The 23,415-nt window shown below is 70.7% G+C and carries 20 protein-coding genes; 13 read left to right on the top strand and 7 right to left on the bottom strand.

From position 1 onward, the window contains the following. The first annotated feature begins 57 nt into the window (after nt 1-57). Nucleotides 58-2,079, top strand: a complete 2,022-nt coding sequence (locus ACIRVH_RS31045; RefSeq protein WP_403960008.1) for a cell wall-binding repeat-containing protein — start codon at nt 58-60, stop codon at nt 2,077-2,079. Here ACIRVH_RS31045 and ACIRVH_RS31040 read toward each other — a convergent pair. Further along, on the bottom strand, nt 2,057-3,250 hold the full coding sequence (locus ACIRVH_RS31040; RefSeq protein WP_403960006.1) for a methyltransferase domain-containing protein: 1,194 nt from the start codon (nt 3,248-3,250) through the stop codon (nt 2,057-2,059). The two genes, ACIRVH_RS31045 and ACIRVH_RS31040, sit on opposite strands and share 23 nt — an antisense overlap. Before the next feature lie 90 nt (nt 3,251-3,340). Here ACIRVH_RS31040 and ACIRVH_RS31035 point away from each other — a divergent pair, with 90 nt between their 5' ends. From ACIRVH_RS31035 to groL, 4 genes are all read left to right on the top strand, one after another. Beyond that, nucleotides 3,341-4,252, top strand: coding sequence for a polysaccharide deacetylase family protein (locus tag ACIRVH_RS31035; RefSeq protein WP_403960002.1), 912 nt, complete (start codon nt 3,341-3,343; stop codon nt 4,250-4,252). Further along, complete coding sequence (locus ACIRVH_RS31030; RefSeq protein ID WP_403959999.1) at nt 4,249-5,094, top strand: polysaccharide deacetylase family protein; 846 nt, start codon at nt 4,249-4,251, stop codon at nt 5,092-5,094. The genes ACIRVH_RS31035 and ACIRVH_RS31030 overlap by 4 nt, the downstream gene beginning before the upstream one ends. Before the next feature lie 319 nt (nt 5,095-5,413). Continuing rightward, a complete protein-coding gene (groES, locus tag ACIRVH_RS31025) occupies nt 5,414-5,722 on the top strand; it encodes a co-chaperone GroES (RefSeq protein WP_403959996.1) in 309 nt (102 codons plus the stop codon). Nucleotides 5,723-5,842: 120 nt separating this feature from the next. Continuing rightward, nucleotides 5,843-7,465, top strand: coding sequence for a chaperonin GroEL (gene groL / locus ACIRVH_RS31020; RefSeq protein ID WP_403959993.1), 1,623 nt, complete (start codon nt 5,843-5,845; stop codon nt 7,463-7,465). A gap of 73 nt (nt 7,466-7,538) precedes the next feature. Here groL and ACIRVH_RS31015 read toward each other — a convergent pair whose 3' ends face one another. The 3 genes from ACIRVH_RS31015 to ACIRVH_RS31005 all read right to left on the bottom strand — a co-directional run bounded on the left by ACIRVH_RS31015 (nt 7,539) and on the right by ACIRVH_RS31005 (nt 9,815). Beyond that, the gene (locus tag ACIRVH_RS31015; RefSeq protein WP_403959991.1) at nt 7,539-8,246 is read right to left on the bottom strand and encodes an ester cyclase; all 708 of its coding nucleotides are present in this window, start codon (nt 8,244-8,246) and stop codon (nt 7,539-7,541) included. 74 nt (nt 8,247-8,320) lie between these two features. Further along, nucleotides 8,321-9,094: an SDR family NAD(P)-dependent oxidoreductase gene (locus ACIRVH_RS31010; protein ID WP_403959988.1), complete on the bottom strand. Its 774-nt coding sequence runs from the start codon at nt 9,092-9,094 to the stop codon at nt 8,321-8,323. 52 nt (nt 9,095-9,146) lie between these two features. After that, nucleotides 9,147-9,815, bottom strand: a complete 669-nt coding sequence (locus tag ACIRVH_RS31005; protein WP_403959985.1) for an MOSC domain-containing protein — start codon at nt 9,813-9,815, stop codon at nt 9,147-9,149. Between the two features lie 81 nt (nt 9,816-9,896). On the opposite strand from ACIRVH_RS31005, the gene ACIRVH_RS31000 reads away from it, so the two are divergent. Then, nucleotides 9,897-10,796: a LysR family transcriptional regulator gene (locus ACIRVH_RS31000; protein WP_403959983.1), complete on the top strand. Its 900-nt coding sequence runs from the start codon at nt 9,897-9,899 to the stop codon at nt 10,794-10,796. Between the two features lie 78 nt (nt 10,797-10,874). Here the strand turns inward: ACIRVH_RS31000 and ACIRVH_RS30995 are convergent, their stop codons facing one another. Continuing rightward, the gene (locus tag ACIRVH_RS30995; protein WP_145879553.1) at nt 10,875-11,204 is read right to left on the bottom strand and encodes a WhiB family transcriptional regulator; all 330 of its coding nucleotides are present in this window, start codon (nt 11,202-11,204) and stop codon (nt 10,875-10,877) included. A 381-nt stretch (nt 11,205-11,585) separates the two neighbouring features. On the opposite strand from ACIRVH_RS30995, the gene ACIRVH_RS30990 reads away from it, so the two are divergent. The 5 genes from ACIRVH_RS30990 (at nt 11,586) to ACIRVH_RS30970 (ending at nt 16,779) form a co-directional block, all read left to right on the top strand. Then, a complete protein-coding gene (locus tag ACIRVH_RS30990; protein WP_003948568.1) occupies nt 11,586-12,197 on the top strand; it encodes a response regulator transcription factor in 612 nt (203 codons plus the stop codon). Between the two features lie 372 nt (nt 12,198-12,569). Beyond that, complete coding sequence (locus ACIRVH_RS30985) at nt 12,570-13,157, top strand: sigma-70 family RNA polymerase sigma factor (RefSeq protein ID WP_067119558.1); 588 nt, start codon at nt 12,570-12,572, stop codon at nt 13,155-13,157. Nucleotides 13,158-13,321: 164 nt separating this feature from the next. After that, complete coding sequence (gene guaB, locus ACIRVH_RS30980) at nt 13,322-14,827, top strand: IMP dehydrogenase (RefSeq protein WP_403959978.1); 1,506 nt, start codon at nt 13,322-13,324, stop codon at nt 14,825-14,827. 125 nt (nt 14,828-14,952) lie between these two features. Further along, nucleotides 14,953-16,077, top strand: a complete 1,125-nt coding sequence (locus tag ACIRVH_RS30975; RefSeq protein WP_386578361.1) for a GuaB3 family IMP dehydrogenase-related protein — start codon at nt 14,953-14,955, stop codon at nt 16,075-16,077. Between the two features lie 180 nt (nt 16,078-16,257). Beyond that, on the top strand, nt 16,258-16,779 hold the full coding sequence (locus tag ACIRVH_RS30970; RefSeq protein ID WP_403959975.1) for a hypothetical protein: 522 nt from the start codon (nt 16,258-16,260) through the stop codon (nt 16,777-16,779). Nucleotides 16,780-16,867: 88 nt separating this feature from the next. Here ACIRVH_RS30970 and ACIRVH_RS30965 read toward each other — a convergent pair whose 3' ends face one another. Further along, complete coding sequence (locus ACIRVH_RS30965) at nt 16,868-18,076, bottom strand: nucleotide sugar dehydrogenase (RefSeq protein ID WP_403959972.1); 1,209 nt, start codon at nt 18,074-18,076, stop codon at nt 16,868-16,870. Between the two features lie 285 nt (nt 18,077-18,361). On the opposite strand from ACIRVH_RS30965, the gene ACIRVH_RS30960 reads away from it, so the two are divergent. After that, the gene (locus ACIRVH_RS30960) at nt 18,362-20,071 is read left to right on the top strand and encodes a glycerol-3-phosphate dehydrogenase/oxidase (RefSeq protein WP_403959969.1); all 1,710 of its coding nucleotides are present in this window, start codon (nt 18,362-18,364) and stop codon (nt 20,069-20,071) included. Nucleotides 20,072-20,177: 106 nt separating this feature from the next. Here ACIRVH_RS30960 and ACIRVH_RS30955 read toward each other — a convergent pair whose 3' ends face one another. Next, nucleotides 20,178-21,221: a serine hydrolase domain-containing protein gene (locus tag ACIRVH_RS30955; RefSeq protein ID WP_403959966.1), complete on the bottom strand. Its 1,044-nt coding sequence runs from the start codon at nt 21,219-21,221 to the stop codon at nt 20,178-20,180. Between the two features lie 169 nt (nt 21,222-21,390). Here ACIRVH_RS30955 and ACIRVH_RS30950 point away from each other — a divergent pair, with 169 nt between their 5' ends. Beyond that, on the top strand, nt 21,391-23,391 hold the full coding sequence (locus ACIRVH_RS30950) for a serine/threonine-protein kinase (protein ID WP_403960270.1): 2,001 nt from the start codon (nt 21,391-21,393) through the stop codon (nt 23,389-23,391). Nucleotides 23,392-23,415: the final 24 nt, after the last annotated feature.

Raw genomic sequence — 23,415 nt, 5'->3', positions numbered from 1 at the left:
TGACACCTTCCGCGGGCGGGGCAGTACCACCGATACCTGTGGGGGGTACAACGCATCGTGCGCTCTTCCAGATCTTCCGCACGCCACCGGCTCGTCGCGCTCGGCGCCACCGTGGCCCTGACCGCCGGCACCGTGGCCGCGCTGGCCCCGGGCGCCTCGGCCGGCACCGACTGGACCGCGGCCAACGGCATCCTCACCGCGGACATGGACGGCTACGTCTCGCAGCTGTACGAGGACGGCACCGCGCCCGTGAGCCGGCTCTCGAACGCCATGAAGCCCGCCTGGTCGCCCGACGGCAGCCGTATGGCCTACGTCAACCAGACCACCGGACGCGTCAACGTCGTCGGGCACGACTTCAAGGGCTCCGTGGAGCTCCCGGTCAACACGACCGACTCGATCCTCGCCGACGACCCGACCTTCTGGTGGGGCGGCAGCGACGTCGTCTTCACGCTCAGCGGGCGGCTGCGCGTCGCCCCCTCCGACGGCAGCCGCGTCCAGCAGCACCTGTTCGCCGCCGCGCAGGAGGGCTGCGACAGCCAGCCCAGCGGCGCCGTGAACGGCAAGCTCGCGTTCATCCGCTCGGGCACCACCTGCAGCGGCGACCGGCGCTTCGGCGCCGTATGGCTGTACGACGGCGCGAAGAACACCTTCAAGCAGCTGGTGGCGGGCAAGGCCAACGCGCCGGCCATCTCCCCGGACGGCACCAAGGTCGCCTACACCCTCGGCGGCAAGCTGTACACGGTCGACGTGGCCACCGGCGCGGTGACTCCGTGGCTGCCCGACGAGACCGGCTCCATCAGCAGGCCCGCCTGGTCGCCCGACGGCACCAGGCTGGCGTACGAGCTGGACACGACCTCGAACGAGACGCAGGACCAGATCCTCGACCTCGCCGGCGGCACCACCGAGGTCCTCTACGACACGCCCACCACCGCCAAGTGGGACCTCGCCTGGCAGCCGCTGCGCAAGAACCTCACCGGCCGGGTCTGGGGCGCCGACACCTACGCCACCAACATCGCCTCCTCGCGCTGGACCTGGAACAAGGTCGGCGGCAGCGTGCCGGGCCTGATGAACGCCAAGTCCGCGGTGCTGATCAACCGGGACAGCATGGCGTACTCGCTCACCGCGCCCGCCCTGGCCGGCAAGAAGCACGGCCCGGTGCTCGGCACCCCGAAGAGCGGACTGTCCTCGGCGGTGAAGTCGGAGCTGAAGCGGACTCTCAAGCCCGGCTCCACCGTCTACCTCGTCGGCGGCACGTCCGTCCTCAGCAGCTCCGTCTCCTCCCAGGTGACGTCGCTCGGCTTCACTCCGAAGCGGCTGTCGGGCACGGACCGCTACGCAACCTCGGTCGCCGTGGCCAAGTCGGTCACCAGCACACCCAAGTACGTGTTCCTGGCCGACGGCACCGTGTACGGCTCGGCGATCCCCGCAGCGGCCGCCGCCGGTGCGGACGGCACGAGCAGCGCGGGCAGCGTCGTCCTCAGCAACGGCAGCACGCTGACGTCGTCGGTGAAGTCGTACCTGAACAGCCTGAACCCCAAGAACACCATGGTCATCGCGGTGGGTTCGAGCGCCAAGTACGCGCTCACGCACACGTACTTCTCGCACTGGCCGTCGACGTTCACGTACTACCCGATCACGGCGATGAAGTCCGGGCGCGAGACGGGCGGGGCACTGTCCGTGGCCCTCGCGAAGTTCTGGTGGAGCGCGCCGTACCAGGTGGCCCTCGCGGGCGGCTCCTGGCGGGGCGGCGTTTCCGCGGCCTCGGCGATGAACGTCTTCGGTCCCGTCCTGTGGACCGACCCCGCGACCCTGCCGAGCGAGGTCAAGAGCTACCTCGTGCGCGAGGCCGCGGGCACCCAGGCCGTGATCGCCTTCGGCGGCAACTCGTCCGTCCCGCCCGCCGGACTGGACACGGCGGGCACCGCGATCAGCGCGGGCGCCGGCCAGTTCGTGTACCACCCGTACTACAACGGCGACCTGCCGGTGAGCCCCCTCGCCGCGAGCACCGCCGCGGGCACGTCCGGGCCGGCCGGTGCCGACCCGCACCTGGAGCCGCTCAGGACGCTCCACCGGCAGTAGCCGGCGACTGCGCGGGGGTGCCGATCAGCATGGTCGGGGCCCCCGCGACCCGGGTGAGGAACACGGTTGCCGAGCCCGGCCCCTGCGGCTTGACCTTCCTGCGCAGCTCCTCCGGCTCCACCGCCGACCCCCGCTTCTTCACGGTCAGCGTTCCGACCTCCCGCTCCCGCAGCAGGGCCTTCAACTTCTTGACGTTGAAGGGGAGTCGGTCGGTGATCTCGTAGGCCGAGGCGTACGGCGTCGGGTGCAGCTCGTCGGCCGTGACGTACGCGATGGTCTCGTCGACCAGGCCGCCACCGACCTCCTCGGCCATCTCCGCGACCAGATGGGCGCGGATGACGGCGCCGTCGGGTTCGTACAAGTACCGCCCGACGGGGCGCACCCGGGGATCGGGCAGACCCCGGCCGAGGAGTGCGCGCGGGCCCGGCAGCAGCGTGGCCCGTACGGCCCCCGGCGCCCCGGTGCCGAACCACAGCACCGCCTCCTTCACGTCCCCGGCGTCCGAGATCCACTCGGCCTCGGCCTCGGCGGGAATCGCCTCGTGCGGGATGCCCGGGGCGATCTTCAGGGCGGCGCGGGGTGCCCCGAGGGCCGTGGCGACCGCCCAGGACAGGGGCGGGGAGTATGCCTCCGGGTCGAAGATCCTGCCCCGCCCGCCCCGGCGCGCCGGGTCCACGAACACGGCGTCGTAGCCCGCCGTGTCCACCTCGGTGACATCCGCCTCCCGGACCTCGATCAGCCCGGCGAGCCCCAGCGCCTCGGCGTTCGCCCGAGCCGTGGCCGCCGTCTGCGGATCCCGGTCCACGGCCAGCACCCGGATCCCGGCCCGGGCCAGCGCGATCGCGTCGCCGCCGATCCCGCAGCACAGGTCGGCGACCGAGGTCACGCCCAGCTCCCGCATGCGGCCCGCCCGGTACGCCGCCACGCTCGCCCGGGTCGACTGCTCGACCCCGTTCGGCGTGAAGAACATCCGCCGCGCGTCCTCGGCCCCGAACTTCGTCACCGCCCGCTGCCGCAGCCGTGCCTGGCCCAGTGCCGCCGACACCAACTCGGCGGGGTGCTCGCGGCGCAGCCGGGTGGCCACGGCCAGCTCCTGTGCGGGGTCGGTGTCGCGCACCTCGTCGAGGAGGGCGCGGCCTTCGGGGGTGAGGAGAAGGGCGAGGTCGTTCACCGGGTCATTGTGGGCCAGTCGGTGGACGGTGCGCCTCCGGCGGCGGTGTCGGACCGGGTTCGGGGCCCGGGGCTGGAAGGATCCGGCACCATGCGAGTAGTAGTACAAAATGACAAAAGCCGGGCACGCATCCCGAAGGTCGCCCTCCGCTGCGCGGCAGCCGCGCTGGCCTCCGCCGCCCTCGTCTCCGGCTGTTCCGCCACGGGTTCGGACTCCGCGACCGGGACCGCCCCCGGCCACGGCGGCCCGGCGGACTCACGGGCCCGCCTCGCCGCCGAACACGCCCGCCTGGTCGCCGCCGCCCGGCACTGGAACCTCGACGAGGTCCCCCTGAGACCCCCGGCGCCACCGGCCGCAAAACCGAAGATCACCGCGCGCGCGGGCTTCGAGGTGGACGGCCAGGAGGAGGAGAACCTCCCACCGGTCTTCACCACCGTCCCCACCAGGCAGAAGGTCGTCTTCCTCACCATCGACGACGGCGCCGAGAAGGACCCGGCGTTCCTGCGCATGATGAGCGACCTGAAGATCCCCTACACGGCCTTCCTCAGCAACTACCTCGTCAAGGACGACTACGGCTACTTCCGCCGGATGCAGTCCGAGGGCCACACCCTCAACAACCACACCCTCACCCACCCCTATCTGCCCGGACTGTCCTACGAGGAGCAGAAGGACGAGATCTGCGGCATGCAGGCCGTCATGGAGCGGCAGTTCGGAAAGGCGCCGACCGTCTTCCGCCCGCCCTACGGCAACTACAACGGCGACACCCTGCGCGCCGCCAAGTCCTGCGGGATCAAGTACGCGCCGATCTGGGACGAGGAGGTCTTCGTCGACCACTGGGAGTACCGCGAGGACGACAGGAACCTGCACTCCGGCGACATCGTGCTCACCCACTTCCGGGGCCGCAGCGACTGGGACGGCACGATGGTCGATGACATGCGCCGGTTCCTGAACAAGGTCACGCGCGAGGGGTACGCCGTGGCGCGCCTGGAGGACTACCTGTGAGGCACCGGGGGCGACCGGGGCGAGGTCCGGGAGGAGCACGGGCCGGGTCGGCCGTCGTCCTCGCGTCGGCCCTCCTCCTCGCGGGCTGCGCCCAGTCGGTCGACCCCATCGAACGCCTCGGCAAACGGGCGGCCCAGGGCGTACGGAAGCCCAGCCCGGCCGTCAGTCAGGCGTACCGCCGCTGGGGCCTGGCCGCCCCGCTCGCCGCCCCGCCCCGCCACCGTGTCCGCCCCCTGACGGCCCGTGGGGCAGGCGCTGCCCCGCCCCGCGTCGTGGACCACGTCGCCACCACCGACAAGGTCGTCTTCCTCACCTACGACGACGGCGCCGAACGCGACCCGCGCTTCGTCGACATGGTCCGAGACCTCGGACTGCCGGTCAGCTTCTTCCTCACCGACAGCGTCGTAGGCCCCGGCTACGGTCACTTCGCCCGCCTGCGCGCGGTCGGCGCCGAGATCGAGAACCACACCCTCGATCACCCGGCGATGCCCGGACTGCCGTACGCCGGCCAGCGCGCCGAGATCTGCGGCCAGCAGGACAAACTCAAGTCCCGCTTCGGCGTCCGCCCGCACCTCTTCCGCCCGCCCTACGGCACGTACGACACCACGACGCTGCGCGCCGCCGCCGACTGCGGCATCTCCTCGCTCGTCCTGTGGCGCGCCGCCATGACCTCCGACGGCATCGCCTACACGCACGGGGAGCGCCGTCTGCGCCCGGGAGACATCGTCCTGGTCGGCCCCGACGAGGCCACGGGCCCGACGCTGAAGGAACGCACCGCGCGACTGCTGCGTCGGGTGCAGGCACGCGGGCTGACCGTGGGGCGCCTCGAGGACTACCTGTGACAACCGGCCCGTCCGGCGCTTGAGGACAAGGCCCGTTCAGGGCCGAAGCGGGTGTCTGGGGGCGGCAGCCCCCGGGGCGGCGGGGCCGACACCGGCAACCGAGCGGCTCCGCGTACCCCCAACCCGGCCGACGCGCCGCACGGCATTGGCACTCCGCTTGACCGAGTGCTAATCACGGTCATAGTCTCGGCTCTGGCACTCGGCAGATGAGAGTGCCAACAAAAGCGACGGGCAGGTCCGGCACCCGCGACGACGGATCGACCTGGTCGCCACCTCAGACAGTTAACCCCGTGAGATCTCCGAAGGGGGAGGTCGGATCGTGACGACCACCAGCTCCAAGGTTGCCATCAAGCCGCTCGAGGACCGCATCGTGGTCCAGCCGCTCGACGCCGAGCAGACCACCGCCTCTGGCCTGGTCATCCCGGACACCGCGAAGGAGAAGCCCCAGGAGGGCGCCGTCCTCGCCGTGGGTCCGGGCCGCTTCGAGAACGGCGAGCGCCTTCCGCTCGACGTCAAGGTCGGCGACATCGTCCTGTACAGCAAGTACGGCGGCACCGAGGTGAAGTACAGCGGCGAGGAGTACCTCGTCCTCTCGGCTCGCGACGTTCTCGCGATCATCGAGAAGTAGTCACCTCCGGCACCCAGTTGCCACCAGCTGCGCCCCTGGCCCCCGCGACCACATAAGAAGCCGGGCGCCGGGGCGCAGTTCTTTTTTCACCCACAGATTTCCGAGAGGGCTCACGCTGTCATGGCGAAGATCCTGAAGTTCGACGAGGACGCCCGTCGCGCCCTCGAGCGCGGCGTCAACAAGCTGGCCGACACGGTGAAGGTGACGATCGGCCCCAAGGGCCGCAACGTCGTCATCGACAAGAAGTTCGGCGCTCCCACCATCACCAACGACGGTGTCACCATCGCCCGCGAGGTCGAGGTCGAGGACCCGTACGAGAACCTCGGCGCCCAGCTGGTGAAGGAGGTGGCGACCAAGACCAACGACATCGCTGGTGACGGCACCACCACCGCCACCGTGCTCGCCCAGGCGCTGGTGCGCGAGGGTCTGAAGAACGTCGCCGCCGGCGCCTCCCCGGCCGCCCTGAAGAAGGGCATCGACGCGGCCGTCGCCGCCGTCTCCGAGGACCTCCTCGCCTCGGCCCGCCCGATCGAGGAGAAGTCCGACATCGCCGCCGTCGCCGCGCTGTCCGCCCAGGACCAGCAGGTCGGCGAGCTGATCGCCGAGGCGATGGACAAGGTCGGCAAGGACGGTGTCATCACCGTCGAGGAGTCCAACACCTTCGGTCTGGAGCTGGACTTCACCGAGGGCATGGCCTTCGACAAGGGCTACCTGTCGCCGTACTTCGTGACGGACCAGGAGCGCATGGAGGCCGTCCTCGAGGACCCGTACATCCTCATCAACCAGGGCAAGATCGGCTCGATCCAGGACCTGCTGCCGCTGCTGGAGAAGGTCATCCAGGCGGGTGCCTCCAAGCCGCTGCTGATCATCGCCGAGGACGTCGAGGGCGAGGCCCTGTCGACCCTGGTCGTCAACAAGATCCGTGGCACCTTCAACGCCGTCGCGGTGAAGGCCCCCGGCTTCGGCGACCGCCGCAAGGCGATGCTGCAGGACATGGCCGTCCTCACCGGCGCCACGGTCATCTCCGAGGAGGTCGGCCTCAAGCTCGACCAGGCCGGTCTGGACGTGCTGGGCTCCGCCCGCCGCGTGACGGTCACCAAGGACGACACGACCATCGTCGACGGTGCCGGCAACTCCGAGGACGTCGTCGGCCGGGTCAACCAGATCAAGGCCGAGATCGAGAACACCGACTCCGACTGGGACCGCGAGAAGCTCCAGGAGCGCCTCGCGAAGCTGGCCGGCGGCGTGTGCGTCATCAAGGTCGGCGCCGCCACCGAGGTGGAGCTGAAGGAGAAGAAGCACCGTCTGGAGGACGCCATCTCCGCGACCCGCGCCGCGGTCGAGGAGGGCATCGTCTCCGGTGGTGGCTCCGCGCTGGTCCACGCCGTCAAGGTGCTCGAGGGCAACCTCGGCAAGTCCGGCGACGAGGCCACGGGTGTCTCGGTCGTCCGCCGCGCCGCCGTCGAGCCGCTGCGCTGGATCGCCGAGAACGCCGGCCTCGAGGGCTACGTCATCGTCTCAAAGGTAGCGGAGCTGGAGAAGGGCAACGGCTACAACGCCGCCTCCGGCGAGTACGGCGACCTGGTCAAGGCCGGCGTCATCGACCCGGTCAAGGTCACCCGCTCCGCCCTGGAGAACGCCGCCTCCATCGCCTCCCTGCTGCTCACGACCGAGACCCTGGTCGTCGAGAAGAAGGAAGAGGAGCCGGCCGAGGCGGGCCACGGCCACGGCCACGCCCACTGAGGCACCTCAGCACCGAGGCCCGGCACCCCGAGGGGGTGCCGGGCCTTCGCTGTGTGCCCGGCTGCCCCGCGCCCTACTTCTCCAGCTCGTCCAGCGCGCCCAACTGCCCCAGCAGCCCGAGCCGGTCGTACTGCCACCAGGCCTCGCAGATCTTGCCGTCGTGGTCGAACCGGAAGACGGTCGTACCGGTCATCGACACCTGCCGGCCGGTGTTGGGCAGGCCCATGAACTCGCCGGTCTGGATGCCGTACCAGCTCCAGCGGGTGCAGACCCGGTCCGCCTGGGTGATCTGGTCCTCGATCGTGAACGTGAAGTCGAAGGCGCCCCGCCACATGTCGATCTCACGCCGCATGTTGTCCAGCCCGAGCTGGTCCTGCTCGTTGGCCGGATCGTGGTCGTGGTAGTGCTCCGCGATCAGGTCGTTCAGCGGAGGCAACGGCCCCCGTATCGCGACGGTGTCGAAGAACCGGCGTGCCTGGGCCGCGTACAACGGCTCGTCGCGCACCACGTCCAGGTCCGTGAACGTGGGCATCTCGTCGCACAGGGCGACCAGCTCCCGGAAGATCAGGTCGGTCTCCGGCAGGTTCGAGTTCCGCATCGCCTCCTCGTACGACGGGAACTCCACGATCTCGATGACGTGCGACGCGTCCGAGCGGTCCTTGCCGACCACCGCGTGCGTCGCGGTCCGCTTCCCCTTGGTCTGTTCGACCCACTGGTCCATCAGCCGGTTCATCTCGTCGATCCGGCTGGTCCTGCAGTCGATGAGCTGTACGAACGTCATGGCGCCGCCTCCCGGCCCCCTGGGTCCGGATCCGTCAGGCCCATTTTCCCACCGGAACGCGGACGCCACCCGTCCTACTGGGGCCCGTACTTGCGCCCCGTCTTCGAGCTGATGCCGCCCATCAGCCCGCGTGGGGTGACCTTCACCAGTCCCATCAGCGCCTTGTACCGGGGGTCCGGGATGGACAGCGTCTTCCCGCGCGCGAGGTCGGCCAGGGCCGCCGCGACCAGCTTGTCCGCGTCCAGCCACATCCAGCCCGGGATGTTGTCCGTGCCCATCCCGGCCCGCTGGTGGAACTCGGTGCGCACGAAGCCAGGGCACAGCGCCATCAGCCGCACGCCGCTGCCCGCCAGGTCCTTCGCCGCGCCCTGGGTGAACTGCACGACCCAGGCCTTCGAGGCGCCGTAGGTGCCCCGGGGCACGAAGGCCGCCACCGAGGCGACGTTCACCACGCCGCCGCGGCCGCGCTCGCGCATCGCCTCGGACGCCGCCGAGGTCAGCCGCAGCACCGCCTCGCAGTGCACCTTGAGCATCTTCAGCTCGTCGGCCATGGGCACTTCGAGGAAGCGGCCCTTGTTGCCGAAGCCGGCGTTGTTGACCAGCAGGTCGACCGGGTTCTTCCGGTCGCTCAGGCGCTCGGCCACCGCCTCGATGCCCTTGTCCTCGGCGAGGTCGGCGCTCAGCACCTCCGCCTCGATGCCGTGCCGGTCGTGCAACTCGGTCGCCTGCTCGCGCAGCCGTTTGGCGTCCCGGGCCACCAGGACGAGGTCATGCCCGTCAGCCGCCAGCCGCCGCGCGAACGCGGCACCGATTCCCGCGGTCGATCCCGTAATCAGAGCCGTTGTCATGGCCCAAGGGTAGTGACCCGGACCGACGGCGTCCGCTGACGGTGACGGCCCCTCAGCGGCCCTGTCCGGCGACGTACTTGCGGGCCGCGGCCAGCGTCTCGGTGTGCAGCGCCTCGCCCGCCACGAGCAGCTGCGGCAGCAGCTCCCGCTCGGTGGTGACCGCGCGGAACTGCATCGCCGCCGTCACCGAGTGGTCCGGCCGGTGCACGATCTCGATCGGATCACCGGCCCGGATCTCACCCGGTTCGACCACCCTCAGGTAGGCACCCGTCGCGCCCTTCCGGGTGAACCTCTTCACCCAGCCCCGCTCGCCCAAATGGCCCTGGAACGTACGGCACGGAATCCGTCCCGACGTCACCTCCAGCACCACCTCGGACCCGATCCGCCAGCGCTCGCCGATCAGCGCCCCGGACACGTCCAGGCCCTCCGTCGTGAGGTTCTCGCCGAAGCAGCCATTTGCCAACGATCTGTCCAGCTCTCGCTCCCAGTCGTCGAGGTCCTCGCGCGCGAAGGCGTACACCGCCTGGTCGTAGCCGCCGTGGTGGCGCAGCTCGCACACCGCGTCCCCGGCCAGCCCGCTCCCGCCGACACCCTTGGGCCCCGGAGCCGCCACCCGCACCGGCCCGTCCGTCGGCCGCTTGTCGATGCCGGTCACACCCTCCGCCTGGTCCGTGTACGGCACCGGCGTCGGGCGACCCAGATTGACCGAGAGAAGCTTCATGCTTCGCACGGTACGGGACCGCACCCCAAAGCGTCGACGCAATATGAGGCGCCATGTCCAAGTCAGGCTTATGCTCGGGGGGTGATCGAGGCTCGTCATCTCCGTGTCCTGCGCGCAGTCGCCACCACCGGTTCCTTCTCGGCGGCCGGGCGCGAGCTGGGCTGCACCCAGCCCGCCGTCAGCCAGCAGATGAAGGCCCTGGAGTCCTCGGTCGGCACCCCGCTGCTGGTCCGCAGCGGCCGCGAGATGCGTCTGACCCAGGCCGGCGAGGCCCTCGTCCGGCACGCCTCCGGGATCCTCGCCGGGCTCACCGCGGCCGAGGAGGAGGTCGCCGCGATCGCGGGCCTGAGGGCCGGCCGGGTCCGGCTGGTCTCCTTCCCGAGCGGCAGCTCCACGCTGGTCCCCACCGCCCTGGCCGCCCTGCGCGCCGCCCACCCCGGCACCCGCGTCTCGCTGGAGGAGGCCGAGCCCCCGAAGTCCGTCGAACTGCTGCGCGAGGGCGACTGCGACCTGGCGCTCGCCTTCCGCTACGAGAGCGCGGCGGTCGCCGAGGAGTGGGACGACCTCGTCGTACGGCCCCTGCTGACCGACCGTCTGGTCGCCCTGGTGCCCGAACGGCACCGGCTCGGGCGCGCGGAGTCCGTCGCCATCGGTGAGCTGGCCCGGGAGCCCTGGATCGCGGGCTGTCCGCGCTGCCGTGGCCAGCTGGTGGAGGTGTGCGAGAGCGCGGGCTTCACGCCCCGCATCGACTTCGCCACCGACGACTATCCGGCGGTGGTCGGCCTGGTCGGCGCGGGCCTCGGCGTCGCCGTACTGCCGCAGCTCGCGGTGGAGTCGGTGCGGCCCCGGGGAGTGCGCACGGTGGCGCTGGAACCCGCGGTACGACGGCAGATCGTCGCCCTCGCCCTGCCCGACCTGGCACAGGTGCCCGCCGTGGCGGCGACGCTGGAGCAGCTGGCCCGGGCCGCCGGACGGCAGTGACGCCGGTGCGGGGTCCTCTCAAGGATCACGGGCACGCGTGCGCGTGCCCGGGTGCCTAGTTATCGCAGAAACGTTCCTTCAGGCGTGCGGTGCGGAGCCCCCGCTGGTCGTCGACGCCGACACCAGGCGGTTGCGCGCCCGCCCCATCAACTCCTCGCGCTCGTCCTCGGTCAGGCCGCCCCAGACGCCGTACGGCTCGCGCACCGCCAGCGCGTGCGCCGCGCACTCCGCACGGACCGGGCACCTCATGCAGACCTCCTTGGCCGAGTTCTCGCGAGCGCTCCGAGCCGCCCCGCGCTCGCCCTCCGGGTGGAAGAAGAGCGAGCTGTCCACCCCGCGGCAGGCAGCGAGCAACTGCCAGTCCCACAGGTCCGCGTTCGGTCCGGGAAGGCGGGAGAAATCTGCCATTACGTGACCCCTTGTAGCCGTTCTGGGCGGATACGGTGCCATCGACCGTACATCTCCGGTCTAAGGAGATGAAAATATGACTCATTGCGAATCTAGCTCTAGACACTGAGAAACGGGAGCAAAAGCGGCTAAATGGGGCATAGGTTGTGATGAAAACTTGAGGGTCTGTTGGGCATGTCTGCACCGTGTCGGCGCCCTCACGTAGAGTGCCGAAGACGGCACGCAGCCCCGTAACTCTTTCGAGTGACCGTCGTTGAGAGTGCGGAGGCGGTTGAAAACACAAGCGCTCGGGCAGGCGTCCGAGACGGTCGACCGCACAGGTGACGATTCCGTACCAGCCTGGAGGCTCAAGGTGACGCGCATCAGCTGCGGAGGGCGGTCATGACATCCGTCCTCGTCTGCGACGACTCCCCGCTTGCCCGAGAGGCGCTCCGCCGCGCGGTAGCGACCGTGCCCGGCGTCGAGCGCGTGACGACGGCGGCCAACGGCGAGGAAGTCCTCCGCCGCTGGGGCGCCGACCGCTCCGACCTGATCCTGATGGACGTACGCATGCCCGGCCTGGGCGGCGTCGAGACCGTGCGCCGACTGCTGTCCGCCGACCCGGGCGCGCGCATCATCATGCTCACCGTCGCCGAGGACCTGGACGGAGTGGCCCTGGCGGTCGCCGCCGGCGCCCGCGGCTACCTGCACAAGGACGCCTCGCGCGCGGAGCTGCGGGCCACGGTCACCCAGGCTCTCGCCGACCCGACGTGGCGTCTCGCCCCGCGTCGCCTCCGTTCGGCCGAGATGGGCGCCGCGCCCACCCTCACCGCGCGTGAGATCCAGGTGCTGGAGGGCATGAGCCACGGTCGCTCGAACGCCGAGATCGGCCGCGAGCTGTTCCTCTCCGAGGACACGGTCAAGACCCACGCCCGCCGGCTCTTCAAGAAGCTCGGCGCCTCGGACCGCGCCCACGCGGTGGCCCTGGGCTTCCGCTGGGGTCTGGTCCGCTAGACCCCGCTGGATGAGCCGGCCGCGGGCGCTCGCCTCCGGCCCGGCTCACCCGCGGGTGTGGATGTGGTGGGCGGCGAGTGGTGGATCCGTCCCGTCCAGAATCCGTGGGCATCTGTCTGACCTGCTGCTTCGCTCTGTTTCCGTGGGGACTGATCCACCACGCACGCCCTTGCGGGGGTCGGCGGAGAGCGTGCGGTGCTCGTTTCGGCGCGGATGCCGCATCCTTGAGATGTGGAGTCTCTCGGGGACAAGTCGGTCGAGCGGAAGGGGAGGGCGCAGGGAATGAGTGCCGGCGCACCTGCTCATAACGCTTCGGTGCACAACCACGAACACGATGCGACGGACCGGACGGCCGCAGGGCACCATGGACCGATGCGCGACGACGAGGCGGGCACGGCCCAAGGGGCGATCGGTGCGCTCGTGCATCGTGCCGTCGACGGGGACGAGCAGGCCACGCACGATCTGCTCGCCCATGTGCACCCCCTGGCCCTGCGCTACTGCCGCACCCGGCTGTCCCGGCTCCCCGGCGACGCACGGCACTTCGTGGAGGACCTCGCCCAGGAGGTCTGTGTCGCCGTCCTCCTCGCCCTGCCGCGCTACCGCGACACCGGCCGCCCCTTCGAGGCCTTTGTCTTCGCCATCGCCTCGCACAAGGTCGCCGACCTCCAGCGCGCCGCGATGCGCCACCCGGGCTCCACGGCCGTCCCCTCGGACGAGATGCCGGAACGCCCGGACGACTCCCTCGGCCCCGAGGAGCGCGCCCTGCTCAGCAGCGACGCCGAGTGGGCCAAGAAGCTGCTGGCCAACCTCCCGGAGAACCAGCGCGAGCTGCTCCTGCTGCGTATCGCCGTGGGCTTGACCGCGGAGGAGACGGGGCAGATGTTGGGAATGTCACCCGGCGCCGTGCGGGTGGCCCAGCATCGGGCGCTGAGCCGGCTGCGCGCGCTCGCCGAGCAGTAACTGCCCTGGGCGGAGCCTCCGTAGCTCCCTTTCTTGAACAGGCGCGGGTTCGTTTCCGTACGAACATACGAAGCCTGAAGTCATCCCGGACCGTGGAATTTGCTAGCCGTGCTTCCCGTTAGCATGGACATCCGCACCGATCAAGGCCATTTGGGGAAGGTGTCATGACTGCAAACGTCGACGGAGTGCCCGGAAAATTCGCGACACTCGGGCTGACCTACGACGACGTGCTGCTGCTGCCGGGCGCATCCGAGGTGCTCCCGAACGCGGTCGACACCTCGTCCCGCATCTCCCGCAATGTCCGGGTCAACATCCCGCTGCTGTCGGCGGCGATGGACAAGGTGACCGAGTCCCGCATGGCGATCGCGATGGCCCGGCTGGGCGGCGTCGGCGTGCTGCACCGCAACCTCTCCGTCGAGGACCAGGTCAACCAGGTCGACCTGGTGAAGCGGTCCGAGTCCGGCATGGTCACCGACCCGATCACGGTGCACCCGGAGGCCACGCTCGCCGAGGCCGACGCCCTGTGCGCCAAGTTCCGCATCAGCGGTGTCCCGGTCACCGACCCGGCCGGCAAGCTGCTGGGCATCGTCACCAACCGCGACATGGCCTTCGAGAGCGACCGCACGCGCCAGGTGCGCGAGGTCATGACCCCGATGCCGCTGGTCACCGGCAAGGTCGGCACCTCCGGGCCCGAGGCCATGGAGCTGCTGCGCAAGCACAAGATCGAGAAGCTGCCGCTGGTCGACGGTGAGGGCGTCCTCAAGGGCCTGATCACGGTCAAGGACTTCGTCAAGGCCGAGAAGTACCCCAACGCCGCCAAGGACGCCGAGGGCCGTCTGCTCGTCGGTGCCGCCGTCGGTGCCAGCCCCGAGGCGCTGGAGCGTGCCCAGGCGCTCGCCGAGGCCGGTGTGGACTTCCTGGTCGTCGACACCTCGCACGGCCACAACAGCAACGCCCTCAGCTGGATGGCGAAGATCAAGTCCAGCGTGAACGTCGACGTGATCGGCGGCAACGTCGCCACCCGCGACGGCGCCCAGGCGCTCATCGACGCCGGTGTCGACGGCATCAAGGTGGGTGTCGGCCCGGGCTCGATCTGCACCACCCGCGTGGTCGCCGGTATCGGTGTCCCGCAGGTCACCGCCATCTACGAGGCCTCCCTCGCCGCCCGTCCGGCGGGCATCCCGCTGATCGGCGACGGTGGTCTGCAGTACTCCGGCGACATCGGCAAGGCGCTCGCCGCCGGTGCGGACACGGTCATGCTGGGCAGCCTCCTCGCCGGCTGCGAGGAGTCGCCGGGCGAGCTGATGTTCATCAACGGCAAGCAGTTCAAGTCGTACCGCGGCATGGGCTCGCTGGGTGCCATGCAGTCCCGCGGCCAGGGCAAGTCGTACTCGAAGGACCGCTACTTCCAGGCCGAAGTGACCTCCGACGAGAAGCTCGTGCCCGAGGGCGTCGAGGGCCAGGTGCCCTACCGCGGCCCGCTGTCCAACGTGCTGCACCAGCTCGTCGGCGGCCTGCGCCAGACCATGGGCTACGTGGGTGCCGCCACCATCGAGGAGATGGAGTCCAAGGGCCGCTTCGTGCGGATCACCTCGGCGGGCCTCAAGGAGAGCCACCCGCACGACATCCAGATGACGGTCGAGGCGCCGAACTACAGCAGGCAGAAGTGACGCACGCGCACGCGTGAGGGCCGTACAGGCCGTGCAGGGGCGGTCCCGGAGCATCCGGGGCCGCCCTTGTCGTACGTGTCGGCGATACTGGAAGACGCTGCAATGCATCAGGGAAAGGCCAAGACGTGACTGAGATCGAGATCGGGCGCGGCAAGCGCGGCCGCCGGGCGTACGCCTTCGACGACATCGCCGTCGTCCCCAGCCGCCGTACGCGGGACCCGAAGGAGGTCTCGATCGCCTGGCAGATCGACGCCTACCGCTTCGAGCTGCCCTTCCTGGCCGCTCCCATGGACTCGGTCGTCTCCCCGGCCACCGCGATCCGGATCGGCGAGCTGGGCGGCCTCGGTGTGCTGAACCTCGAGGGCCTGTGGACGCGGTACGAGGACCCGCAGCCGCTGCTCGACGAGATCGCCGAGCTGCCCGCCGAGCAGGCGACCCGCCGCCTCCAGGAGATCTACGCGGCTCCCATCAAGGAGGAGCTGATCGGCGCCCGCATCAAGGAGGTGCGCGACTCCGGCGTGGTCACGGCGGCCGCGCTCTCCCCGCAGCGCACCGCCCAGTTCTCCAAGGCGGTCGTGGACGCGGGCGTGGACATCTTCGTCATCCGCGGTACGACGGTCTCGGCGGAGCACGTCTCCGGCGCGCACGAGCCGCTGAACCTGAAGCAGTTCATCTACGAGCTGGACGTCCCGGTGATCGTCGGCGGCTGCGCCACCTACACCGCCGCCCTGCACCTGATGCGCACCGGCGCGGCCGGTGTCCTGGTCGGCTTCGGCGGCGGCGCCGCGCACACCACGCGCAACGTGCTCGGCATCCAGGTCCCGATGGCCACCGCGGTCGCCGACGTGGCCGCGGCCCGCCGCGACTACATGGACGAGTCCGGCGGCCGGTACGTGCACGTGATCGCGGACGGCGGCGTCGGCTGGTCCGGCGACCTCCCGAAGGCGATCGCCTGCGGTGCCGACTCCGTGATGATGGGCTCCCCGCTGGCCCGTGCCACGGACGCGCCCGGCAAGGGCCACCACTGGGGCATGGAGGCGGTCAACGAGGAGCTGCCCCGCGGCAAGAAGGTCGACCTGGGCACGGTCGGCACGATCGAGGAGATCCTCACCGGCCCGTCCCACACCCCGGACGGCTCGATGAACTTCTTCGGCGCTCTGCGCCGCGCCATGGCCACGACCGGCTACAGCGAGCTCAAGGAGTTCCAGCGGGTCGAGGTGACGGTGGCGGACTCGCAGCACCGGCGGTAGCCCACCTGCTCGAGCAGGGGGCTCGGACCGTGTCCCGTCCGGTCCGAGGCCCCTGCTCCGTGTCTGCGCAGGGACAAGGCTCAAATGTTGATCAGATATCCGGTTCCGGTTGTCTGATGTGTTCCTGACATCGCTAGTCTCGTTCCGCTGCTTGACCAGCAGCGGAACGAGGGGAACTCCATGCGATCGACCAGCTCTGCCGTATCCCGTGGCGCGCGCGCCGCAACCGTCGCCCTTGCCGTCCTCACGGGCACCCTGGGCATGACCGGCGAGGCCGGCGCCGCCTCGAGGACGCCGTGCCGGAGCATGCGGCTCGACTACAACCCGGCCCTCTGCGGCATCAAGAGCGTCAAATACCACGGGTTGGTGCAGGGCAAGAACTCCATCGCCGTCGTTCAGGGGCGAGGTCCCATGACGCTCACGCTGACGGCCATCGAAACGGTGAGCAACACGAGGAGCACGAGCATCACGGTGACCGCGGAAGCGGTGTCGGGGGCCGTCGGCTTCGACGTCACGAGGTCGCGCACGAAGAGCATGGCGGGCAGCTGGGACGTCCCCAGGGGCAAGTTCGGCACCCTGAACGCGTACCCGCTGTACAAGGAGTACTCGTTCAACGTGTACAGCAAGATCACCGGCAAGTCCGTGGGCAAGGGGATCGCCCGCAAGGCGGTCGGCTACCGATACGAGCACTCGGCCAGGTGATCCGTCTGCTCCGACGAACGGCCCACCGGTCCGACCGGTGGGCCGTTTCGTTTCGGCGGGCTTCCTGGGCGGCCCGCGCGGGGCAGGCTCACAACCGGTGCGCCGCCCCCGTGGGCGTGGCCCCTCGGGTGTCCAGCAGCAACTGAGCCTTCACCGAGAGTCCCTGCAGGTCGTACGTCCGGTGCTGCTGGAGCAGGATCGTCAGGTCGGCGTCGGCGGCCGCCTCGTACAGGGAGTCCGCACGCGGGACCGGGCGGTCCAGGACGCTCCAGGACGGTACGTACGGGTCGTGGTAGCTGACCGAGGCGCCCAGTTCCATCAGGCGGACGGCGATCTCCCGGGCGGGGGTGCACTGCAGGTCGGCGAGGTCGGGCTTGTAGGTGACGCCCAGGAGCAGGACGCGGGCACCGCGCGCGGACTTGCCGTGCTCGTTCAGGAGCGTGGCGGCGCGCTGGACGACGTACCGGGGCATGCGGTGGTTGACCTGCTGGGCCAGCTCCACCATGCGCAGCGTGCGGCCCGCATGGCCGGTGAGGTCCTGCGGGACGCCGTGCCCGCCGACGCCCGGGCCCGGCCGGAACGCCTGGAAGCCGAACGGCTTGGTCTCCGCGCAGCGGATGACGTCCCACAGGTCGACGCCCAGCTCGTTGCAGAGGACGGCCATCTCGTTGACCAGCGCGATGTTGACGTGCCGGTAATTGGTCTCCAGAACCTGTACGGCCTCCGCCTCGCGCAGCCCGCGCGCGCGTACCACCTTGTCGGTGAGCCGTCCGTAGAAGGCCGCGGCCGACTCGGTGCAGGCGGGGGTGAGGCCCCCGATGACCTTCGGCGTGCCGGCGGGGGTGTGGTCACGGTTGCCGGGGTCGACGCGGCTGGGCGAGTAGGCGAGGTGGAAGTCGCGGCCGGCGCGCAGCCCGGAGCCCTCCTCCAGCAGGGGGCGCAGGAACTTCTCGGTGGTCCCGGGGAGCACGGGCGACTCCAGGATGACCGTGGTGTGCGGGCGCAGCCGCTCCGCCAGGGTGCGGGCGGCGGCCTCCACCTGGCCGAGGTCGACCCCGCCGTCGGCGCCGCGCGGGGTGGGCGCGCAGATCACGGCGGTGCGCACCCGGCCGAGCTGGGCCGGGTCGGTGGCGGGCCGGAAACCGGCCGCGTGCATCCGCCGCAGCTCGGCCGGGCTGAGTGAACCCGCCTCGGGGCCGGTGGCGTACCCGATGGTCGGGATGCCTGCGGCGACGGCGGCCTGGGCGAGCGGGAGGCCGTAGGGACCGAGTCCGATGACGGCGAGATCTGCGGGCATGGCGTGGGCCCGTCCTTCCCAGTAACCGAAGCGGGACAGATGCGCAACCGCTGTGGACAGCAAGAGCGAGCGCACTGTCACACTAGGAGTAAATATGACCGTTATGTGGGATTGTGTTCGTGTGTCTTCCGGGGGTTGTGTTCGTGTTGTCCACAGGTTGGGAGCCCGTGGTGGCTGAAGTCGGGCAAGCCGGTCAGAATTTGGGCATGAGGAGGGGATGAACCGGGGCTTCGCCCACCCGGGTGCGGCCGACGCGAGCGAGTTCTTCGACAGCGGGAGGCAGCGGTGAGGACAGCGACTCTGGGTCCGGCGCAGCGCGCCGAGGCACTGGCGGCGATGGCGGAGCGCGAGCTGGACGTGCTGGTGGTCGGCGGCGGAGTGGTCGGCGCCGGAACCGCACTGGACGCCGTGACCCGCGGCCTGTCCACCGGCCTGGTCGAGGCCCGCGACTGGGCCTCCGGCACCTCCAGCAGATCCAGCAAGCTGGTCCACGGCGGTCTGCGCTATCTGGAGATGCTCGACTTCGCCCTGGTCCGCGAGGCCCTGAAGGAGCGCGGCCTGCTCCTGGAGCGGCTCGCCCCGCACCTGGTCAAGCCGGTGCCCTTCCTCTACCCGCTGCAGCACCAGGGCTGGGAGCGCCTGTACGCGGGCTCCGGCGTGGCCCTGTACGACGCGATGTCCATGGCCCGCGGGCACGGCCGGGGCCTGCCCCTGCACCGCCACCTGACCCGCCGTCACGCCCTGCGCGTTGCCCCCTGCCTGAAGAAGGACGCCCTGGTCGGCGCCCTCCAGTACTACGACGCGCAGATGGACGACGCCCGGTATGTGGCGACCCTGGTGCGCACGGCGGCGTCGTACGGCGCGAAGGTGGCCAACCGCGCGCGCGTGACCGGGTTCCTGCGCGAGGGCGAGCGGGTCGTCGGCGCCCGGGTGCAGGACGTGGAGGGCGGCGGGGAGTACGAGATCCGCGCCCAGCAGATCGTCAACGCCACCGGTGTGTGGACCGACGACACGCAGGCCATGGTGGGGGAGCGGGGCCAGTTCCACGTCCGCGCCTCCAAGGGCATCCACCTGGTCGTGCCCAAGGACCGCATCCACTCCACCACCGGTCTGATCCTGCGCACGGAGAAGTCGGTCCTGTTCGTCATCCCCTGGGGCCGGCACTGGATCGTCGGCACCACCGACACCGGCTGGGACCTCGACAAGGCCCACCCGGCGGCCTCCAGCGCCGACATCGACTACCTGCTGGAACACGTCAACTCGGTGCTCGCCGTCCCGCTCAGCCGTGACGACGTGCAGGGCGTGTACGCGGGGCTGCGTCCGCTGCTGGCCGGCGAGTCCGACGCCACCAGCAAGCTGTCCCGCGAGCACACCGTGGCGCATCCGGCGCCGGGTCTCGTGGTCGTGGCGGGCGGCAAGTACACGACGTACCGGGTGATGGCGAAGGACGCCGTCGACGAGGCGGTGCACGGCCTAGACATGCGTGTCGCCGACTGTGTCACCGAGGAGATCCCGCTGCTGGGTGCGGAGGGCTACCGGGCGATGTGGAACGCGCGGGCGCGGATCGCGGCCCGCACCGGACTGCACGTGGTCCGGGTGGAGCACCTGCTGAACCGGTACGGCTCGATGGCCGAGGAGATCCTGGACCTCATCGCCGCCGACCCCGCCCTGGGCGAGCCCCTGCGGGCCGCCGACGACTATCTGCGCGCCGAGATCGTGTACGCCGCCTCGCACGAGGGCGCCCGGCATCTGGACGACGTGCTCACCCGCCGCACCCGCATCTCCATCGAGACGTTCGACCGGGGCACCCGCAGCGCCCGCGAGGCCGCCGAGCTGATGGCGCCCGTGCTCGGCTGGGACAAGGACCAGATCGAGCGCGAGGTGGAGCACTACGAGAAGCGGGTCGAGGCCGAGCGGGAGTCCCAGCTCCAGCCGGACGACCTGACGGCGGACGCGGCGAGACTGGGGGCGCCGGACATCGTGCCGCTGAGCTGAGCCGAGGTGGGCCGACTTGAGGTGGGCTGCGCCGAGGCGGGCCCGCCTCCGGCTTTCACTCGAACGAGTGTCGTGAACCGGGATCTTCGTTCGGAACCGGCGCGTTCTACCAGGTGCGAGGGCAGAACTCGGCGGCGAGCAAGGCCGGTTCGAGCCGGGGATCTGTGATCGCGTCCGTGTTCACACGGAAGGTGAGGACATGTCGGCCGTCGGCGGTGGCCGCGGTGCGCACGTAGCTCCCGGATATCCGGCCGTTGTGTCCCCACACCGTGATGCCGCACGGGAGCTTTGCCGGAAAGATCCCCATGCCGTACGAGCCATGCGCGGCACGGGTGTTGAGCATCTCGTGCAGCCAGTGCGAGGGCAGCAGCCGGCCGCCGAGCAGAGCCGCGTAGAAGCGGTCCAGGTCGGCCAGTGTGGTCACCAGCTCGCCCGCCGCGCCGGCCACGCGCGGGTCGAGCCGGGTGACGTCGGAGCCGTCGGCGGCGTAGGCGCGGCCGTGCGGCAGCGGAAGTGAGCTGCGGGACCCGGGAAGGGAGGTGTCCGCAAGGCCGAGCGGAGCCATGATCCGGCGCCGGACCTCGGTGGCGTACGAGTGGCCGGTGACCTGCCGGACGACCATGCCGAGCAGGACGTAGTTGGTACTGGAGTAGGCGTAGCGGCCCGGGCGGGCCGGAGGGAGGGCGAGGGCGATGCGTACGGCCTGAAGCGGGGTCAGGGGGACGGTCCCCCGGGTGGCCCGGGTGAAGTCGGCGAGCCCGCTGGTGTGGGTGAGCAGGGCGCGCAGGGTGATGTGCCGTCCGTCGGTGCCGCGTCCGCGGAGCAGTCCCGGCAGGTGCCCCTCCACGGGGTCGGACAGGGACAGCAGGTGTTCCGCGGCCAGTTGCAGCACGACCGTGGCGACGAAGGTCTTGGTGACGCTGCCGGCGCGGAAGTGGTCGGCGCGCGCCATGCCCGGACCGGCGGCGGTGTAGCGGGAGCGGTTTCCGTCCAGCGCCAGCAGGGCCGCGGCGGGTGCCCTGCCCCGGGTGACCAGCAGCGGGAGGGCCGCGTCCGTGGCGGCGCCCGCCGAGTCCGCAGAGGAGGCGGTGGGGGTGAGCAGCAGGGTCAGCAACACCGGTATGGACAGGACTGTCCGAAGCGTCGGCATCCGGGCTCCTCTCTGCTCGGGTCCATCATCCCGGTAAGCGGAAGCTTGGCTTCAGTGGGTGTTCCGGTGTGCGGAGCCCGGTACGGGGTCAGAGGCACCCTGGGCGTCGGCCGCTTGTCGGGTGAGAGACAATGGAGGCTCTGTCAGGGCGGGTTGCATGAGGGGACGCATGTCGGAGGCGGAGCGGGCGGGCACATCACGTCAGGAGACTCGTCAGGACAAGAGCGAGCGTCGTCTCCTCGCCGGGCGGTACCGGCTGGGAGACGTGCTGGGCCGCGGCGGCATGGGCACGGTGTGGCGCGCCGAGGACGAGACCCTCGGCCGGACGGTCGCCGTCAAGGAGTTGCGGTTCCCGTCGAACATCGACGAGGAGGAGAAGCGGCGCCTGATCACGCGCACCCTGCGCGAGGCCAAGGCGATCGCCCGGATCCGCAACAACAGTGCGGTGACGGTCTTCGACGTGGTCGAGGAGGACGACCGGCCCTGGATCGTCATGGAGTTGGTCGAGGGCAAGTCCCTCGCCGAGGCCATCCGCGAGGACGGCCTGCTGGAGCCCAGGCGCGCTGCCGAGGTCGGGCTGGCCATCCTCGACGTGCTGCGCTCCGCGCACCGCGAGGGCATCCTGCACCGTGACGTGAAGCCGTCCAACGTGCTCATCGCCGACGACGGCCGGGTCGTGCTCACCGACTTCGGTATCGCGCAGGTCGAGGGTGACCCGTCCATCACCTCCACCGGCATGCTCGTCGGCGCCCCCTCCTACATCTCCCCGGAGCGCGCCCGCGGGCACAAGCCGGGACCCGCGGCCGACCTGTGGTCGCTGGGCGGCCTGCTGTACGCGTCGGTCGAGGGTCTGCCCCCGTACGACAAGGGTTCCGCGATCGCCACGCTGACCGCGGTGATGACCGAGCCCCTGGAGGAGCCCAAGAACGCGGGTCCGCTCCGGGACGTCATCTACGGCCTGCTCACCAAGGACCCGGCCCAGCGGCTCGACGACGCCGGTGCCCGGACGATGCTCAACAAGGTGATCCACGCGCCGGAGCCGGAGGCGATGGACGCCACCCGGGTGGTTCCGCTGCCGGCGCAGCCCGACGGGCCCGAGGGCAAGCGGGGCGAGGAGGCCGGGCAGAAGCTGCGTGGGGCACTGCGGTCGGTCCGCAAGGCGGCAGGGGCGGCGGGCTCGTCGCCGTCCGCGCGTGCGAAGAGCGATGGTGGTACGGCGGCTCCGGGCACCGGCGGCACGTCGGCCGTGGAGAGCGGTTCGGGCAAGGGTGCCGGGACGCCCGGGCGGCCGGCCGGTCCGGCCCAGGGTTCCGCCGCGCCGAACTCCGGCACGAACAAGCCGAGTTCGGGGTGGCCCGTGGTGCCGCCGCCGGACCTGGACCTGCCGCCGCGGCCGGTGCCGAGAGCGCCGCTCACCGACGTGGTGGCCAAGCGGACGCTGGTGATCGTCGCGGTGGTGGTCGTGCTCGCCGTGATCGGCACCGTACTGGCCATCGTGTTCAACGGGGACGACGACAAGGGCAGCAAGAACGGCAGCGGTGCCAAGGCCGCGGCCAGCGCCAGCGCCTCCACCAAGCAGGACAAGGGCGCGGGCGGCAAGGGCGACACCGACGGCGACGCCAAGACGGACGGAAGCACTTCGGCGTCCACCACGACCGGTTCGGCGACGGAGACGAGCGCGAGCCCGGCCGGCGACGACAACTCCGACTCGTCCGGCTCGAAGAGGGACGGCAGCGCACCGGTGGAGTCGACCCACAAGGGCACCCAGGGGTACTCGATCGGGCTGCCCAAGGGGTGGAAGTACAAGTCCACCGGGCAGGCCGGAGACCGCTACACCGGGCCGAACGGGCAGATGTTGCTCGTCGGCTGGACCAGCACGCCCAAGGACGACCCGGTGTCGGACTGGAAGTCCCAGGAGCGCTACATGTACCGCTCCCAGTACCGGAAGATCCGCATAGAACAGGTGCACTACCGCGACTGGAACACGGCCGACTGGGAGTTCACCTACGTGGAGGGCGGTACCAAGTACCGTTCGATCGACCGGGGGTTCGTGGTGAACAGCCATCAAGGGTACGGGCTGATGTACACGGCGAAGGCCGCGGAGTGGAACAGCGCGCTGCGCAAGGACACCTGGAAGACGCTGACGACGTCCTTCGAGCCCAAGTCGTGATGTGAACGAGCCCTGTTTGGGGCA

It is taken from the genome of Streptomyces sp. NPDC101165, from assembly GCF_044768135.1.
Taxonomy (GTDB): domain Bacteria; phylum Actinomycetota; class Actinomycetes; order Streptomycetales; family Streptomycetaceae; genus Streptomyces.
The sequence above is the reverse complement of the archived record's forward strand: the minus strand, read 5'-3'. Positions and strand labels throughout refer to the sequence as shown.